We start from the raw sequence: 15,915 nt of genomic DNA on the forward strand, positions 1-15,915 counted from the left end.
AAAAGACAATCCTTCAGTTTGAAGAATCGCCTTAGTACTAGAGAAAGTTCTTATATGAAAATAGTTTTCAATTTCCCAATTACCTGCAAAATTTCATAACTTTTTACTTTAAGTTTTTTATTTTGTATGATCATCTAATAAATCTCGACTATACAGTAGTGGCGTGAATCCCTTATTACTGCTAAAATCATATAGTTAGCTACCGTGTATGTAAAAGGAGATCCATAAATGAATATTATTTTAACTACACTAAATGCAAAATATATCCATACAAATCTGGCGCTGCGTTGTTTAAAAGCAGCTGCTCAGCCTGAATTCAATCCAAAAATTATTGAATATACAATAAAAGACCCTGCATTCAATATCGTTTCGGATATTTTTCAGCATAAACCTGATGTTGTTGGATTTAGTTGTTACATTTGGAATATTGAAGAAACGATTCGAGTAATTCGCATGCTTCGTGTCGTGTCCCCACAAACGAAAATAGTGCTTGGTGGACCTGAAGTTTCTTATGACGTACATGATTGGCTTCGTCGAATAGAAGAAATTGATTTCATCGTCATGGGTGAAGGTGAGACTTCTTTTAAAGAATTACTAAAATATTTTAATGGGGACATTGAACTCGAAGACGTACCTGGGATTTGTTACCTGCAAGGAGGCAAAATAAAAATTCATGCTCAGCCTCCAAAAATTGACTTGCGTGAGCTGCCAAGTCCATTCCGCTTTGAAGAGGATCTTCCTCACCTAGGGAAACGAATTCAATATATCGAAACAAGCCGTGGTTGTCCTTTCAGCTGTCAATTTTGTCTTTCTTCAATTGAAGTAGGTGTTCGCTATTTTAATCGTGAAAAAATAAAAGAAGACATTCGCTACTTAATGGCGAATGGTGCAAAAACAATTAAATTTGTCGATCGTACATTTAATATAAGTCGAAGCTATGCAATGGAAATGTTCCAATTTTTAATTGATGAACATGTACCAGGAGTTGTATTCCAATTTGAAATTACGGCAGATATTATGCGCCCTGAAGTTATCCAATTTTTGAATGACAACGCACCAAAAGGGCTTTTCCGATTTGAAATTGGGGTTCAATCAACAAATGATTTAACGAATGAACTTGTAAAACGTCGTCAAAACTTCGAAAAATTAAAACGTACTGTAACAATGGTAAAAGAAGGCGGTAAAATTGATCAGCACCTTGATTTAATTGCTGGACTGCCAGAGGAAGATTATAACAGCTTCCGTCAGACGTTTAATGATGTGTTTGCAATGCGGCCTGAAGAATTACAGCTTGGTTTCTTAAAGCTTCTGCGTGGGACAGGCCTTCGAATTCAAGCAAAAGAGTATGGCTACAAATATGTCGATGTTGCACCATATGAAATCTTTTCAAATAATGTTTTAACTTTTGATGAAATCATTCGCATAAAACAAGCTGAAGATGTGCTGGAAAAGTACTGGAATGACCATCGTATGGACAATACAATTGAATACTTAGTTACCGAGATATTTGAAACACCATTTGACTTTTTCCAAAACTTCGGTACTTATTGGGAAGAAAAAGGCTGGTCTAGAATTGGACACCAACTTGAAGATTTATTTACAAGGCTCGAAGAGTTTTTATATACACAAAACGTAGAGCAGCTGCCAATTATTCGGAGTCTAATGCAGCTTGATTATTTATCCAAGCAGCAATTCCAACCAAGAAAAATATGGTGGAAAGAGCGACTTTCTGAGGAAGAGCAAAAAAATATTTATCAAGCTCTGAAAGAGACGCCTTCATTAGCTGGTAGAGAATTCGCAGAAATGAATGTTAGCGAAAGAGACTTCTTTAAACATTCCCTTATTACTCCTTTTGCCTTTGACTACGAAGCATATAAAAATGGACAAATTGTTGCGCAAGACACGTTTTTACTAACATATTTCCGCCAAGGACAAACTCCTTATTTTGCAACATTACAACTTCAAAAGAATTAAAAAGGTAATGCTATTCAAGTGGTCGTCCAAAAATTTTTGGAGCGTCCACTTGACTATTTATATCAATTTAAAAAGGTGATTCCCTATCCATTGAAATCACCCGTAACTTCTTCATAATTAACTAAATTTAGCTAATAGCTTATTAAATTTGTCCCGTTCTTCCCAAAAACAGCCATGGCCGCTATATTCAAATGGCACAAGCCTTGAAATTCTGATAGTCTCATTCATTTCCTTTGCTTGTGAAAACGGAATTACTTTGTCATGAATACCATGAACAATTAATGTTGGACAATTAATTTTTAGCAGATCCTCATACAGCTTCTCATTCTTTAATAAGTTAATGACCCCAGCAGTCGACCAGCTTGCAGCTTCCATCCCTATTTGGAAAAACCAATCTGAAAATCCCTTTGTAATATACTGGAAGAAAAATTGATCAGTCACACCCTGCATCATTTTAGCACGATCATTTAATGTTTCATCTAAAAGCTGCTTTGCTGTCTCTGCTGTAAAACCTGTAGGTGCTGCGGCAGAAAGTAAAACAAGCTTTGACACACCATACCCTTGATAACGGGACAAATAACGAACTGCAATTCCTCCGCCTGTAGAGTGTCCAACAAGTGTTATATTTTGAAGCTGAAGAGAACGAATGATGATATAAAGGTCGTCTGCTAATCTATTGTAATTATAGCCGTGAAAAGGTTTATCTGATTTACCAAAGCCACGCCAATCTATTCCAATACACCGATATCCTAACGTTGGCAAAATATTAAATTGGTACTCAAATTGTTTATGGTTTAATGGCCAGCCATGAATAAACAAAAAAACCTTCTCGCCTCCGGGGTTAACATCCTCTACATAGATATTAACACCTGTTTCTACCGGTACAAAATATCCCATTTCATCCCCAATCATTCTTATAGTTTCAACATTAAGATATTCGTTTCGAGATGGAACAATGACTCTATATTTTTCGGTATAAATTTATTAAACATTAAGAATAAATTGCTGGCACTAAAGGCCATATACTCACATCCGCCCTTTTTGAAAAATGCATAATCACTTCATTAGTTGCAGGTGAAATATTTAATGCGGATAATATCGTATTTTTATGAATTTCTACTTCGACATCTTGTAATAACCATGAACGATGTAAAATATTACATCTTAATGGAACACCTTTTTTAGTAATAGTAAAAAGACAATAGCGCTCCACAAGCCATTCATCCAATGAACCTTTCGCGGCAGGATTTGGTTTAGAAATTGGCTTATAATTACATATCAACTGTGCACCACTGTTCTTTATGGATTTGCTGTGAAAGTTCACTAGTTCATTATGATTATCCATATAAATTTCTAAATAGTAATAAGGTAAACGGAAAAAAAACCTCGCCGCAGTAGAGGCAATTAAGTTTGCAGCTGTAAGACTAAAAAAATAAATACCTGGCCGCCCATTTACGATTACATATGTTCGAACGTTGTAACCTGGAAATTGCCTTGCACCAGGTATTGATGGAAAACCTCGCAGTTTCATGGAGCTAGTGAGATAAGGCACAACTGAAATCCACCCCATCCCGTCGTATGTATCTATAGGTAAAACATCTGGAACATATTTTTGTAAAACTTGTTGGTTTACTGGGTAATGTATAAACAGAGAATCGGTCCATGTCTGCTTCATGATATATGGCAATGATGGGAGGTCTCTTTTTCGAGTATTATAATTATGAGAAGCCTTTTTTGTAGTGAAACGTTCATCCATGTCAAGTCTACCCTTTCAGTATTTTAGTCATCGCTAATGTTAGCTTTCTCCAAAAAGTCCCTCAATAGACATTTTTGTATGAAAAATGATGCATGTATTAATATGCGGGAATCGTTTAGTTAAAAAATGATAATAATTAAAAGTGGAAACGTATCTGTAGAAAAAATAAAAAAAGGAGGCTTTTTAGATGAATGTTCAAAGAGCACAAGAAATAGCAGAGTCACCTACTTTAGCGAACGTAACATTTAATGGAGTCCGCGTATACATCCAAAACGTCGACGAAAATAAAGGTACAGCTAGAATATTTCCAATTGATGATACAGAGAATGAACAAGAAGTTGCTTTATCAGATTTAAGAGAGCACTAATTCGTAATTAAAAAAAACCACTTGGAAATGCATTCAAGTGGTTTCTACGTATTTTAAATTTTTCATTTTAAAAAGTATTACTTTTTTACTTCATAATGCAATTCAACAAATTGATTGAATTTTTTAGTTCCTTTCAATGATAGCTCTAAGTGATAATCTCCTTCTCTAAATAACGGAACTCCTTTTCCGATTATAGTTGGAGCAACTGTTATGATAAGTTCATCTACCAACTTTTCTTGTAAAAATGAGTATAATAGTTCTCCTCCACCAACAATCCAAATATTTTTCCCATCTTGGCTTTTTAGTTTATTTATAAATTTAACAACATCATCATTTATAAATTCCACATCTTCTGTGTTCACAGAAAAAGATCTAGTAAACACATAGCATTCTTTGTTTTTATATGGGAATTCCTTTAAATCTTGTTTCACTACCCAATCGTATGTTCTCTTTCCCATCAAAACCGTATCTACTGTTTCATAAAACTCGGAAAATCCATTATCCCCCTCTCCTTGAACTTGATAAAGCCAATCAAGTGACTCATCTTTTGTTGCAATGTACCCATCTAAACTGGCAGCAATAAATAATAATAATTTTCGTTTATTGCTCATAATTTCCCCTCCCCCTCAAAAAGAATGTATGTTCGTCTATATTTTAACAAACTTTGTTACTTAAATATATTTTAAAGATACTAGTTTCTTTTGTTTCTTTGAAATAAAGTTGCGGTGTTTATGAAAAAGATACGATGTTTAAAATAAAGTCGCGATGAAATGCTCCTTTAGATTGTAGTTGTCTAAAGGAGTGTTTTTTATGTCTAAATGAGCAAGAACATCTAAAATTGAAAAGTGGATTAAAGAAGGTCGAGGCTCAGGTATTGGAGTAGACTATAAGCCTTGGTTAAAAGATTCAAGTTTGATTTTGAAATAAAGTTGAATTGTTTATAAAAAGTTATACCGCTCACACTTGACGTATCGACAATTCTCGATATAATGAATTGTATAATATTAATTATGTTGAGGATTAATCCTATATGGCTTCGAAGAAAGAGTGCGCACTTGACAATTCGATAATTCTCGATACAATGATTTGTATGAAACAAGTTGATATTTTTAAAGCATTATCTAATGAAGCAAGGCTGCAAATTTTAGAATGGCTTAAGGAACCCGATCTCCATTTCACTCCCCACGAAGGGATTGATATGAACAAAACCGGGGTATGCGTTAGTCAAATTACAGAAAAATTGGAAATGACGCAATCGACGGCATCTCATTATCTCTCGATGCTCTTACAGGTTGGACTTATAAAGGCTAACCGTATAGGTAAGTATACTTATTACAAAAGAAATGAAGATGCCATCAATGGGATCGCCGAGTTCTTGAAGCAAAAGAGATAACTGAGTGAAACTGAATTCCTTACGAATTCTTTGGGAGGATTCAGTTTCATTTCGGCTAGAATACATAGTTAGTATTCATGCAATATATTTTTTTGAATAAACATATCGATAATTAACGATATATCGATATGAAAACGAAATTATAAGGAGTGACATCATTTGTCTAATACTTTGAAGATTTATATCTTGGCAATCGTTAGTTTTTTAGTAGGAACTTCCGAATATATTATTTCGGGAATTTTAGATACGATTGCAGATTCACTTGAAATAACTTTGGCTGCAGCAGGTCAATTAATTACAATATTCTCACTTGTATATGCAATATTTACACCTATTCTTATGGGAATAACATCTAGTATTGACAGACGTAAATTAATGATTTTTTCATTAGGTTTGTTCGTAATAGGTAATATCTTGGCATTCATCCTACCAGGTTACGGATTATTTGTAGTAGCTCGAATAGTTATGGCACTCGGGGCAGGGATGGTTGTTGTTACAGCATTAACTATCGCTGCAAAGATAGCACCAGAAGGTAAACAAGGTAGCGCTATTGCTACAGTAGTTATGGGGTTTACGGCTTCATTAATCATAGGAGTACCTCTTGGAAGAATTATTTCTAGTTTATTAGGTTGGAAAGTTATTTTTGGTGGAATAGCACTGCTGGGAATTCTTGCAATGATAATAATTAGAGCATCTATTCCCCTTATTAAGGGTGATAAGCCTGTACGACTAGTTAAACAGTTGGCTCTTCTTAAGAAAAGAAGGGTTACAATTGGATTAGCAATTACTTTTTTCTGGCTTGGAGGGTATTCAATTGCTTACACTTACCTTTCACCTTACTTGTTAAATGTATCAGGAATAGAGGAAAAACTTTTAAGTGGTGTATTGCTAATCTTTGGTATAGCAAGTTTATTCGGTTCTAAATTTGGTGGATTTAGTACAGATCGTTGGGGAGTTCAAAAAACATTGTTAGGTGGAATGTCGTTACACGTCATTATGTTAATATTATTATCTCTTGTAACAAATTCTTATATTAGTGTTTTAATAATATTAGTACTATGGTCATTTGCTGCATGGTCATCGGGACCAACACAACAATATAACTTGGCTACAATCGAGCCAGAGTCATCAGGTATATTATTAGGCTTAAATCAGTCAGTAATGCAATTGGCAATGGCGGCTGGTGCAGGAATTGGAGGTATTTTTGTTGAGAAAGTATCACTTTCTTCAGTTACCTGGATAGGCGCATTAGGAGTTACAATAGCTATTGTAGTAACTTTGGCACTTTCCCGAGCACAGTTAAGCAAGATGCCAGAAGAGTAAAAAAAAATCATAACCCCTTAGTTATTAGGAAACCAGGTTTAAAATAATAAATTAGAATAAAAAATTATTTATGAACTGGAATAATGAAGAGTAATTGATAAGTAAAATGATATGCTTAATCCAAGGTAAAAATAAATTTCCTCTACAACTAATAAGGAAGTTTGCGAAATATGGATTATGGAAATGATCAAACTTTTTTATAAAAAATTTATAATTAGATAAAAAGAGTAACTCCATTTTGATCAATCTTTTTTCAAAATGGAGTTTTGGTATGTCCTGTTAAATAAGTATTGAAGGGTCTTTTTTAATTAATTTTTATTTTAAAGCTACATCTTTTAGAAATTTTGCATTAATAAATTTTTATCCTCTATATCTATGATATAAAATTCTAACTCTTATCTAAGATACTTATCCCGAAAGCTGATTACTTCCAAATAGCAGCTAGTCATAAGACTAAAAGCTTCCTACTATGCAGGAAGCTTTGACGAGAATTTACTCACACAATAAAATTTGGCGTTCAAATAGATGCTTTCTTGCAATACATCGATCCTTTATTACAAAACCTGCATCTACAATCATTTCATCAATCGTTTCAATCGTAACAAAAACAACTTTATTTGCAATACGACGGGCATGTTTAATAATATCAAATTGTTCCTCTGGTGAAATATGGGTCGCAAGATTATAAGGCAAATCAATAATAGCAACATCATAATGTTCTGTTACTTCTGAAATGGGTCCCTTAGTTACCATACCCACAAGGCCAAAATAGGCAATATTTTCTCTTGAGCCAACGCATACAAGAGGATTAATATCTCTGCCTACTATATCAATCCCCATTGAAAGAGCTTCAACTAATATTGTACCTATGCCACAGCAAGGATCTATTGCTTTTATATTTACTGGTTGTGGAATTGCAATATTCACAACTGCTCGAGCAACTCGTGTATTAAGTGCTGTTGAATAACTATTTGGTTTATGTATGTGCTTCCTCCAAATAGATTCACTTATCGTATATTTGCCAAAATACCAGCGTTCGTCAATCTGTATAAGACCAAACACTGCTTCTGGATTATTCAAGTCAGGCTCTCCATCGATGGATATTCCTATTTCACGCTCAATTGTTCGACGCTCTGGATGAGGTATTTTCTTTGTTTCTCCAAAATCTATGTTGTTCAAGCATACAACTTTATATGTTTCTACACTTATTTTCATTTCCTTAACCAAATTCTTAATGTCAACAATGCTGTCGCCTTCATATAACACTTCAATTTGTTCGCGAATAAAAGGACTGCGGCTTGGATCGATATCAATATTGCTAAATAAATAGTTCAATTGTGTATCGAAGCCAAAAAATGAACGCATCTCCATTCTGCATAATTCGTACTCATCTTTATGATGTACATATGTATAAATATAGTTGAATTTACTATTTCGTTGTTTACTCAATTAATTATCATCCTTTTAAGAAAAATAGACAGCCGATTTTACGACTGTCTTTATACTGAAATAATACTTGGAATTAAAACTTTGCAGTTCATTCATAACAATAAATTATACACTAAAAATAGAAAGGAATTCAAAACTGTTCTTTTCCTAATTTTATTGGAGCTCAATTTGCCCTGTTATATCCACCCTATTTAACGCCTGAGAAGCAAGTCGATCAGCTTCTGCATTTAATTTACGAGGGACAAGTTCGTATTCTGCTGTAATTCCTAAATCCTTTAGTTTGCCATCAATTCGATCTGCCCAATCTGCTAGATCACGCTCATATGCTGGCCACTCTCCATTCATTTGATTGATGACTACCTGGGAATCACCTATAAATTGTACAGTTTGATGGTGCACATTTAATAAATCAAGCTCTACAACGCCTAAATGCAATGCTGCATATTCAGCTTCATTATTTGATGTAAGCCCTGACGCTGGAGCATTTCTTCTCAATCGATATGACTTGCCATTCTGCTCATAATAAATAACAATGCCTAATCCTGAAGAACTTGTTTGAATATCGAAACCACCATCAAAATAAACACGGACATTATGCGGTTCAGTCTCAATTTCCTTAATATATTTTTTTAATTCTTTCATCATCCATGTACTATCATGCTCATCAATAAGTGTCATATTTTTTGCTCGTCCAGTTTTTTCAATATCTTCTGCTATTGTTAAAGCGTGGGCAGGAGATAATTCTTCAGAACGAAAGACTGTTTCTGCACCATTTTTTGTTTTATATGTCCATTCAATTGTAATTTTCATAAAAGGACCTCCTAGGTTTTGTACATCAAATGTCTAATTAGCCATAGTATAACCCTCTTATTCATTATTCGTATCAAACTTTTTCTTTGTTGTTTTACAGAAAAACTAATTTACTTATAGAAGTTTGTGTACCACTGTACTAATGAATAAACAGACAGAATAGGCAGCTGCTACTTACTTAAACAAATACAACTCGCCTCTCTCGTTAAACGCATTCTTATAGTCAAATGCATAAGGAGTAGGTCCATGCTGAAGATAATAGGTATATCTTTTGTAAGCCTCTTCCCATGATACTTCTTTTACCTCTTCAGTCCACCACACCACAAATGAAGGTTGTTTCTCATGATGTGATTCAATCCACTTATTCCTATCTCTTAATGCTCTCATATGCTGACCTGAGTATGTAAATCGATATAAGGATTCAAGACTTTTCCATACTGTTAGTGTAAGAATAGGCGCTCCTTCTCCTTTAATCAATTCCTCAGGGAATGCTATTCCATATGGTGAAAACTCCCTTACAAGATTTCCTGATAGATCAGCCTGTCGTATTACCTTATAGCCGACTTCGAAAAACTCACGAGAAGCTGGATGTTCGTCAGGATATTTCAACCTACCAATTGTATAGATCGCAACAAAAGCCATCTTTATCTCTCCATCTCTTGATTTACTTTTAACTACATATATTCAAGAAAGATTTAACCAATTACTATTAAACAAAATTGTTAACGTGATTACACTATTCCCTGCCAGTTTTTCGCTAATTTTATAAAGTTAAGGTTATATTAAAAAGTAATAGTTTGGCAAACTCAATAGGTGACAAATTACCCTCTTTAAGCTTTTTATCCCAACAGCCATTAGAAACATTAAAATGTAGCATTATTATATAAATATTAATATTTGCTCATACTTTTGATGAAACATTTTGAAAGTTTAAATCGTATATTTATCAATGTTGAATAAGTTAGGAGAATTTCAATTGGAATCAAAAGAACAATTAATGAATTATTTACAAGAGATTGAAAAGTGGGAAGAGGATCAAAAGGGTTTATTTTTCTGGGAAAAGCTTGGTCGCCTTCCTTTTAAATTACTTGATAAAATAACACCGAAATTTATTCAAGAAAAGCTTGGGATACTGGTTTCTGAATTGGGCAACTACATTCAAACTGGTGGAAAATATTTAATTAATAAAAAATCCATGATTAAGAAAATACAAGAAAGCACCTTATATCCAATTGAATCGATAGAAGATATCGGTAGTATGCCGCTAGAAAATATGATTTCCCTAGGTGAGAGATTGCAAAATGAGCGGATGAAATTAGCGACAGTACAAGGTGCTTCCACTGGGATTGGTGGTATATTTACTTTAGTTGTTGATATACCTGTTATTTTAGGAATCGCATTAAAAACATTGCAGGAAATTGCAATCATTCATGGATATGATCCAAATGAAAAGCAGGAACGTGTATTCATTGTAAAATGCCTGCAATTTGCTTCTGCTGATATCGTTGGGAAAGAAGCCATCTTAAAAGAACTTTCACAGATAAATGAGAAAAGAGATTCATCAGAAAGTATGATTAGTCAACTTAAAGGATGGCAAGAAGTATTTTTTACATACCGTGACCAATTCGGTTGGAAAAAGCTATTTCAAATGGTCCCAATTGCAGGAATGATATTTGGTGCATTTTCAAACAAAGCGATGATTGAAGACGTCTCCCAAGCGGGAATCATGTTATACCGTAAAAGACGCATTTATGAAAAGCTGCAAAGCCTAGAGGAACAAGAAAATAGCATTTTCGAATAAAGGGCTGACAGGTAAAAAGAGTAATTGAAGCTATTAACTCCAATTACTCTTGTTTACTTTAAATTATTTTTTATTCTGGAATATAAGGTAATTCTAAGTTCTTTGGTATATTAATGACATGTGTTTCTGTATAGGATTTTAACCCTTCTTCTCCATACTCACGACCTACACCCGATTGCTTGACTCCCCCAAATGGGAAACGAACATCTAAACCTTGTACTGCAGCTGTGTTTATCATCGTTGTACCAGCCTCTATACGGCGAGCTACTTTAATAGCATGCTCTTCTTCTCCCCATACTGAACTAGTTAGTCCATATATGCTTTCATTATGCAATTCAATCACTTGTTCTTCATCATCAAATGGAAGAATTGGTACAGTAGGGCCAAACTGTTCTTCAACTACAATTGGATCGTGATAATCTGCCCCTAAAACTAATGTTGGCTGAAGGAAATAGCCACTTTCCATAAGTTCTGGATTTAATACTTTTCCTAATTTGACAATTTCTGCGCCCTTACTTTTTGCATCGTCAATGAGGCTTTGTACATATTTTACTTGATTTTTGTTATTTACAGGACCTACTGTAACATCTGGATTAAAAGGATCTCCAACCCGAATCCATTTATTTGCAGCTTCAATATATTTTTCAACGAACGCATCATAAATGGAACGATGTACATATACACGTTTTGCTATCATACAAATTTGACCTGCTGTAAGGAAGTTCGAAATAACCATCCTGCGTAGAGCGCGTTCATCATTTACATCAAAATCTTCTAAAACGATGGCCGCGTCGTTTCCTCCTAATTCCAGCGTCATCTTTTTAATAGTATCCGATGCAGCTTTCATTATGCTTTTTGCAGTTTTTGTTCCACCTGTAAATGCAATTTTCGCCACTTTTTCATTTGAAGTAAGCTCCACTCCAACATCAGCTTCACCATGGACTAGGTTAAGTACTCCAGGTGGAAATTCATCAGCTATTATTTCCACAACACGGCTGACAGCTAAAGGTGCAAACGGACTTGGCTTTAAAACCATTGTATTTCCAGTTAAAAGTGCCGGAGCTATCTTTATTGTTGATAAAGAAATGGGATAGTTCCAAGGAGTAATCGCAGAAACAACTCCTATTGGATCAAAAGTTATGATTGTTCTGCCATTTTCATGTGTTTTTTCCTGAGGTGTTATAACGTTTTTTACATGGTCACAAGCAAATTCCATCCACATAAGTGATATTGCAATCTCACCTTGAGAATCATATAAAGCTTTGCCATGTTCTCTTGACAGTAATTCGGCAATTTCGGGTGTAGCATCTTTAATTTTCTGAATTGCTCTCTTCATTCTTGCGATTCGATCATCAACGTCACTCCATGCCCAATCTTTAAATGCATTGTAAGCAGAATCAATAGCACGAATTGCTTCTTCCTTTGTATTAATTGGAGCATAACCTACTATTTCATCTGGATGAGTGGGATTTTCACGAGGCAGCTTTTTTTCAGTCTCCACTTTTTCGCCATTTATAATAGCAAATACCGTAATTGGTTCATTTGTCATAGCAAACCCTCCATAACCTATTTTAATTATCAATCAATTTCTAGTATGGTTTTGGGTTTCTAGAATATACTATTTTTCTTTGTGTCATTTAAAAGCGATACACAGCTCTATAAAATGCTATTCTATTTAGGATTTTTACTACTTGAATAGAATAAGCTCATTACTTCCTGTTTTTATAATCTGCTAAAAGAAATCTTTTATCACCAACTTCAACTAATTCTATATTCTCTTTTTCAACATAAAATGGATTAATTAAATTTAAAGGGAGATGAATGGATGTTCGCTGTACATTTTTATGAAAAAAATAACCTACTATTAAGTCAACTCTTAAATCAAGTACCTTCTATTAATTCTGAAATTAAAATTAAAGGTCGTAAGGGGAAAATTGTCAGCATAACTGAAATTGATGAAAATAAATTTCATATTCAAGTAGAGTTAGAAGCAGTAAAAAAACAAACTACTCTAAGTTCTATTGATAAAAAGAAAAAAAGATAATTTGTTGATTCGATACAATTATTTCTCAATAAAAATTTCAAAAAAAGTCCTATTAAAACATACATCCACGTCGAAAAGGGTCCGTTCCAAAATAACAATTTGGACGAACCCTTTTTTGTTGTTATTATGTTGTATTTTTACTTTTTACTATTATACGTTTCCAATTTTGAAAGGATGTACTTACTAATATTTTCATCTCTTTTTTTAGTTCTTTTCCTATTACTAGTCGTATATCATTAAGCATTTCCTCACCATTTTCAAATATATCGATTATGACCGCTTCTAATAGGGCTACTATCCAGACAAATAGTAAAATAACAGTTATTATCACATCAATCGAATATTCTAATTGATTTTGTTGTGAAAATATCATCTTCACTAAAAAGAAAATTACACTAAATCCTAAGGTAATTGATGGATTATAAAGTATAAAGCTATATGATATTTTTTTTCCTAAATAATATAAAAAACAAGCTATTATTCCCATTAACACAATACATAAAATTAAACTGAATGGAAAATTCATAAAAAAACCTCTCAAAAATTAATTTCCTTAATTTTATATTCCCCTAAATATTTGGAAATTATTCCATAAAAGAACTATATTCTTTTTGAACTCAATGTATCACTAAAATAAGTATAAAGTTTTGTTTCCATCATAAAATATTAATTGTATAAGGTGGCAAAAATCGTCGTTTTTTTGCTTTAAATGATAAAAGGTGGTGTACTTAAGCAAATTCACAGCAACATAACTTTTTAAAACTTATTACTTTACTAGGAGTGAATAAAGATGAAACTACAAATCAATTTATTAGCTTATACCATTGCAGCTTTCCTAATTTTTGCAGTAATAAATAGCTTTTCTTTTACAACCTATGCTAATGAAGACCATCATAAGTTTAAAGATGAATATGAAAAGCTAGACATAAAAACGAAACAACAGGTCGATGATATTCTAAGCTCACTAAAAGAAGATTTAACTGCTCTAGGTGTTGAAGTACCTAAACATAAAGGAAAACATAATGGTTTTGAAAATTTAGATGATAAAACGAAAGAGAAAGCTGAAAATATTATTAAAGAATTAAAAGATGGAAAATTAACAAAAGAAGAAGCAAATAAAAAATTAAAGGAACTTGGGGTAACACTTCCTGAAAAACATGGAAAATGCAGCGTTTTTGAAAATTTAGATAGCAAAACTAAAGAAAAAGCCAAAAAGATCTTCAAACAAATGAAAGATGGGTCAATATCAAAAGAAGAGGGAAAGAAGCAATTAGCTAAACTAGGTATAGAAATTCCAAAACATCCTATGCATGAAAGTTATGATAAGTTAGATGACGAAGCAAAAGCAAAAGTAAAATCCCGTATTGAAGAAGCTAAATCTGAATTTGAAAAAATTGGAGTTACCTTCCCTAAAAAATACGAGTATTTTTTAAAATAATAAGGTATCCGTCTTAAGAAATTCTCTTGGGACGGACCTTTTTGTTAACTGAAAAATAAAATGTCCCAAAGGTCTACATAAGTAAACTTTTGGGACTAATTTTTTAATTATTTCTTCTTATCATCATTATCATATAATTCAGTGGCACGTTCTTTTTGCACTTCTGAAAACTCTTCTTCTTCACCAAATTCAGTTTGATAATTTGTGTTAGTAAATGCATTGCTAAATTGATTGTTTGCAACTTCTACATCGTCTTCCTCAAATGCCTTAAACAATAAAGGTATACATAATAGACCACTTAGACCAACAAGGCTATATACAGTTCTCGACAATATTGAATCCTGCCCACCAAATAACGCAGCAACTAAGTCAAACTGGAATAATCCAATAAGTCCCCAATTAATTGCACCAATTATTGCTAGAACCAAAGCAATTCGATAAACAATTCCCATATTAGAACCTCCTGAAATCTTTAAAATTTTTACTCAATAGCATATTGTGTTCTCTTATTATTCTCAATTAATATTTCTTTTATACTGCAAATTCAATTAAATAAACGCAGCCTAAATTAAGCTGCGTTTTCATTTGTTTTTTTTCAGTTTAATTCGATTCTATAGACATCTCGATCATTCAATTTTTGAATTGGACGATTATTTTGCAAGAAGATGGAGCTAAATTGATTAATTTGTTCATTTGACATTTCAATTGGTTGTTCTAGAATAAACCAATTAACTCCTTCAGTACAAGGAGGAGTTGTTAATGAACCAACATATTGGAAGACACTTTTCTCCTCAGGTAAAAGCTGTTGTAAATTAATTGGATTTTGAAGGATTTTAGCAGCTTCATTCCCATCTGCCGGCATTTCTTCCCACATTTCAGCTAAAAGTTTATTCTCTTCCCCACTTTTAATAAACAATCCAATTACCGCCAAATCACCATTTTCTGATTCATGGAAAAGGTGTGCTTCCATATCAAAATATTGGCCATTTAACTGGTGCTCACTTGGAGAATGGAAGTGAATTGCAGTTAAATCATATTTTTCATCCTCAATCAATAGTGAATTATCCACTGAAGTAGAATTAGCTTGAATTGTATGACCGTTATTTTCAATAGAAAAAATAGCTTCCTCGTAATTTAAATGAATTTCTTCATTCAATTTTTGTTTTGCTGTTTTAGCAACTTCAATATTAATTGGTGACTGTAACTCTCCTCTTCCACAAGCCTCATATGATGAATCTACATTGACCCATTCAGCAGGGCCGTATGCACCCTCATAGGACCAATATACATCAGTAGCTGTTAATTGTTCTTCATTTTCAAAGGATGTTTGTACTGGCTTGTTGATTGAATAATAGCCTACAATCGTAAAAACAATTATAATTGCTAAAAAAGCATAAACGTAGTTTTTTCTCATGATCCTTCTCCTTTTAATGCTCTTTTCTAACAAATTAGCCAATAAACACTTAGTTCTATTCAATAAATCTTAATTAAATTTTAAAAATTGGGCTGTTCAGAACGTATATTTTCTGAACAGCCCACTTATTTCGCAATAAATATATG

The 15,915-nt window shown here is 33.2% G+C and carries 17 protein-coding genes and 1 pseudogene; 8 read left to right on the forward strand and 10 right to left on the reverse strand.

What is annotated here, in order from left to right; genetic code table 11:
• Positions 1-228: 228 nt before the first annotated feature.
• A complete protein-coding gene (locus EKG35_RS01615; protein ID WP_126292567.1) occupies positions 229-1,974 on the forward strand; it encodes a B12-binding domain-containing radical SAM protein in 1,746 nt (581 codons plus the stop codon).
• 117 nt (positions 1,975-2,091) lie between these two features.
• Here EKG35_RS01615 and EKG35_RS01620 read toward each other — a convergent pair whose 3' ends face one another.
• A complete protein-coding gene (locus EKG35_RS01620) occupies positions 2,092-2,871 on the reverse strand; it encodes an alpha/beta fold hydrolase (RefSeq protein ID WP_126292618.1) in 780 nt (259 codons plus the stop codon).
• Positions 2,872-2,965: 94 nt separating this feature from the next.
• Complete coding sequence (locus tag EKG35_RS01625) at positions 2,966-3,649, reverse strand: YqjF family protein (RefSeq protein WP_246020124.1); 684 nt, start codon at positions 3,647-3,649, stop codon at positions 2,966-2,968.
• A gap of 268 nt (positions 3,650-3,917) precedes the next feature.
• Here EKG35_RS01625 and EKG35_RS01630 point away from each other — a divergent pair, with 268 nt between their 5' ends.
• On the forward strand, positions 3,918-4,097 hold the full coding sequence (locus tag EKG35_RS01630) for a small acid-soluble spore protein H (RefSeq protein WP_126292569.1): 180 nt from the start codon (positions 3,918-3,920) through the stop codon (positions 4,095-4,097).
• Positions 4,098-4,174: 77 nt separating this feature from the next.
• Here the strand turns inward: EKG35_RS01630 and EKG35_RS01635 are convergent, their stop codons facing one another.
• Positions 4,175-4,708 carry a dihydrofolate reductase family protein gene (locus tag EKG35_RS01635; protein ID WP_126292570.1) on the reverse strand — a complete coding sequence of 178 codons (534 nt, stop codon included), beginning with the start codon at positions 4,706-4,708 and terminating at the stop codon, positions 4,175-4,177.
• 226 nt (positions 4,709-4,934) lie between these two features.
• Between EKG35_RS01635 and EKG35_RS21555 the strand changes: the two are divergent.
• From EKG35_RS21555 to EKG35_RS01645, 3 genes and pseudogenes are all read left to right on the forward strand, one after another.
• Positions 4,935-5,000 (forward strand): annotated as a pseudogene (locus EKG35_RS21555) (PDDEXK family nuclease); the annotation flags it as partial.
• 187 nt (positions 5,001-5,187) lie between these two features.
• Positions 5,188-5,490, forward strand: coding sequence for an ArsR/SmtB family transcription factor (locus EKG35_RS01640; RefSeq protein ID WP_126292619.1), 303 nt, complete (start codon positions 5,188-5,190; stop codon positions 5,488-5,490).
• A gap of 159 nt (positions 5,491-5,649) precedes the next feature.
• The gene (locus tag EKG35_RS01645; RefSeq protein ID WP_126292571.1) at positions 5,650-6,813 is read left to right on the forward strand and encodes an MFS transporter; all 1,164 of its coding nucleotides are present in this window, start codon (positions 5,650-5,652) and stop codon (positions 6,811-6,813) included.
• A 492-nt stretch (positions 6,814-7,305) separates the two neighbouring features.
• Here EKG35_RS01645 and EKG35_RS01650 read toward each other — a convergent pair whose 3' ends face one another.
• The 3 genes from EKG35_RS01650 to EKG35_RS01660 all read right to left on the reverse strand — a co-directional run bounded on the left by EKG35_RS01650 (position 7,306) and on the right by EKG35_RS01660 (position 9,714).
• A complete protein-coding gene (locus tag EKG35_RS01650) occupies positions 7,306-8,262 on the reverse strand; it encodes a TRM11 family SAM-dependent methyltransferase (RefSeq protein WP_246020125.1) in 957 nt (318 codons plus the stop codon).
• 153 nt (positions 8,263-8,415) lie between these two features.
• A complete protein-coding gene (locus EKG35_RS01655) occupies positions 8,416-9,072 on the reverse strand; it encodes a reverse transcriptase-like protein (RefSeq protein WP_126292572.1) in 657 nt (218 codons plus the stop codon).
• A 174-nt stretch (positions 9,073-9,246) separates the two neighbouring features.
• On the reverse strand, positions 9,247-9,714 hold the full coding sequence (locus tag EKG35_RS01660; RefSeq protein ID WP_126292573.1) for a DUF3291 domain-containing protein: 468 nt from the start codon (positions 9,712-9,714) through the stop codon (positions 9,247-9,249).
• A gap of 334 nt (positions 9,715-10,048) precedes the next feature.
• On the opposite strand from EKG35_RS01660, the gene EKG35_RS01665 reads away from it, so the two are divergent.
• Positions 10,049-10,873, forward strand: a complete 825-nt coding sequence (locus EKG35_RS01665; protein ID WP_126292574.1) for an EcsC family protein — start codon at positions 10,049-10,051, stop codon at positions 10,871-10,873.
• A gap of 70 nt (positions 10,874-10,943) precedes the next feature.
• Here EKG35_RS01665 and EKG35_RS01670 read toward each other — a convergent pair whose 3' ends face one another.
• Positions 10,944-12,422, reverse strand: coding sequence for an aldehyde dehydrogenase family protein (locus tag EKG35_RS01670; RefSeq protein WP_126292575.1), 1,479 nt, complete (start codon positions 12,420-12,422; stop codon positions 10,944-10,946).
• A gap of 276 nt (positions 12,423-12,698) precedes the next feature.
• On the opposite strand from EKG35_RS01670, the gene EKG35_RS01675 reads away from it, so the two are divergent.
• A complete protein-coding gene (locus tag EKG35_RS01675) occupies positions 12,699-12,917 on the forward strand; it encodes a hypothetical protein (RefSeq protein WP_126292576.1) in 219 nt (72 codons plus the stop codon).
• A gap of 124 nt (positions 12,918-13,041) precedes the next feature.
• On the opposite strand, the gene EKG35_RS01680 is transcribed toward EKG35_RS01675, so the two are convergent.
• A complete protein-coding gene (locus tag EKG35_RS01680) occupies positions 13,042-13,443 on the reverse strand; it encodes a hypothetical protein (protein WP_126292577.1) in 402 nt (133 codons plus the stop codon).
• 264 nt (positions 13,444-13,707) lie between these two features.
• Here EKG35_RS01680 and EKG35_RS01685 point away from each other — a divergent pair, with 264 nt between their 5' ends.
• Entirely contained in the window at positions 13,708-14,355 is a 648-nt protein-coding gene (locus EKG35_RS01685; RefSeq protein WP_126292578.1) for a hypothetical protein, read from the forward strand.
• Between the two features lie 107 nt (positions 14,356-14,462).
• Here the strand turns inward: EKG35_RS01685 and EKG35_RS01690 are convergent, their stop codons facing one another.
• Together EKG35_RS01690 and EKG35_RS01695 are read right to left on the reverse strand one after the other, a co-directional pair.
• Positions 14,463-14,807, reverse strand: a complete 345-nt coding sequence (locus EKG35_RS01690) for a DUF378 domain-containing protein (protein WP_126292579.1) — start codon at positions 14,805-14,807, stop codon at positions 14,463-14,465.
• Positions 14,808-14,950: 143 nt separating this feature from the next.
• On the reverse strand, positions 14,951-15,769 hold the full coding sequence (locus tag EKG35_RS01695) for a carbonic anhydrase (RefSeq protein WP_126292580.1): 819 nt from the start codon (positions 15,767-15,769) through the stop codon (positions 14,951-14,953).
• Positions 15,770-15,915 lie beyond the last annotated feature (146 nt).

Origin of the sequence: Lysinibacillus telephonicus, assembly GCF_003966145.1 — a bacterium.
GTDB classification, from domain to species: Bacteria; Bacillota; Bacilli; order Bacillales_A; family Planococcaceae; genus Ureibacillus; species Ureibacillus telephonicus.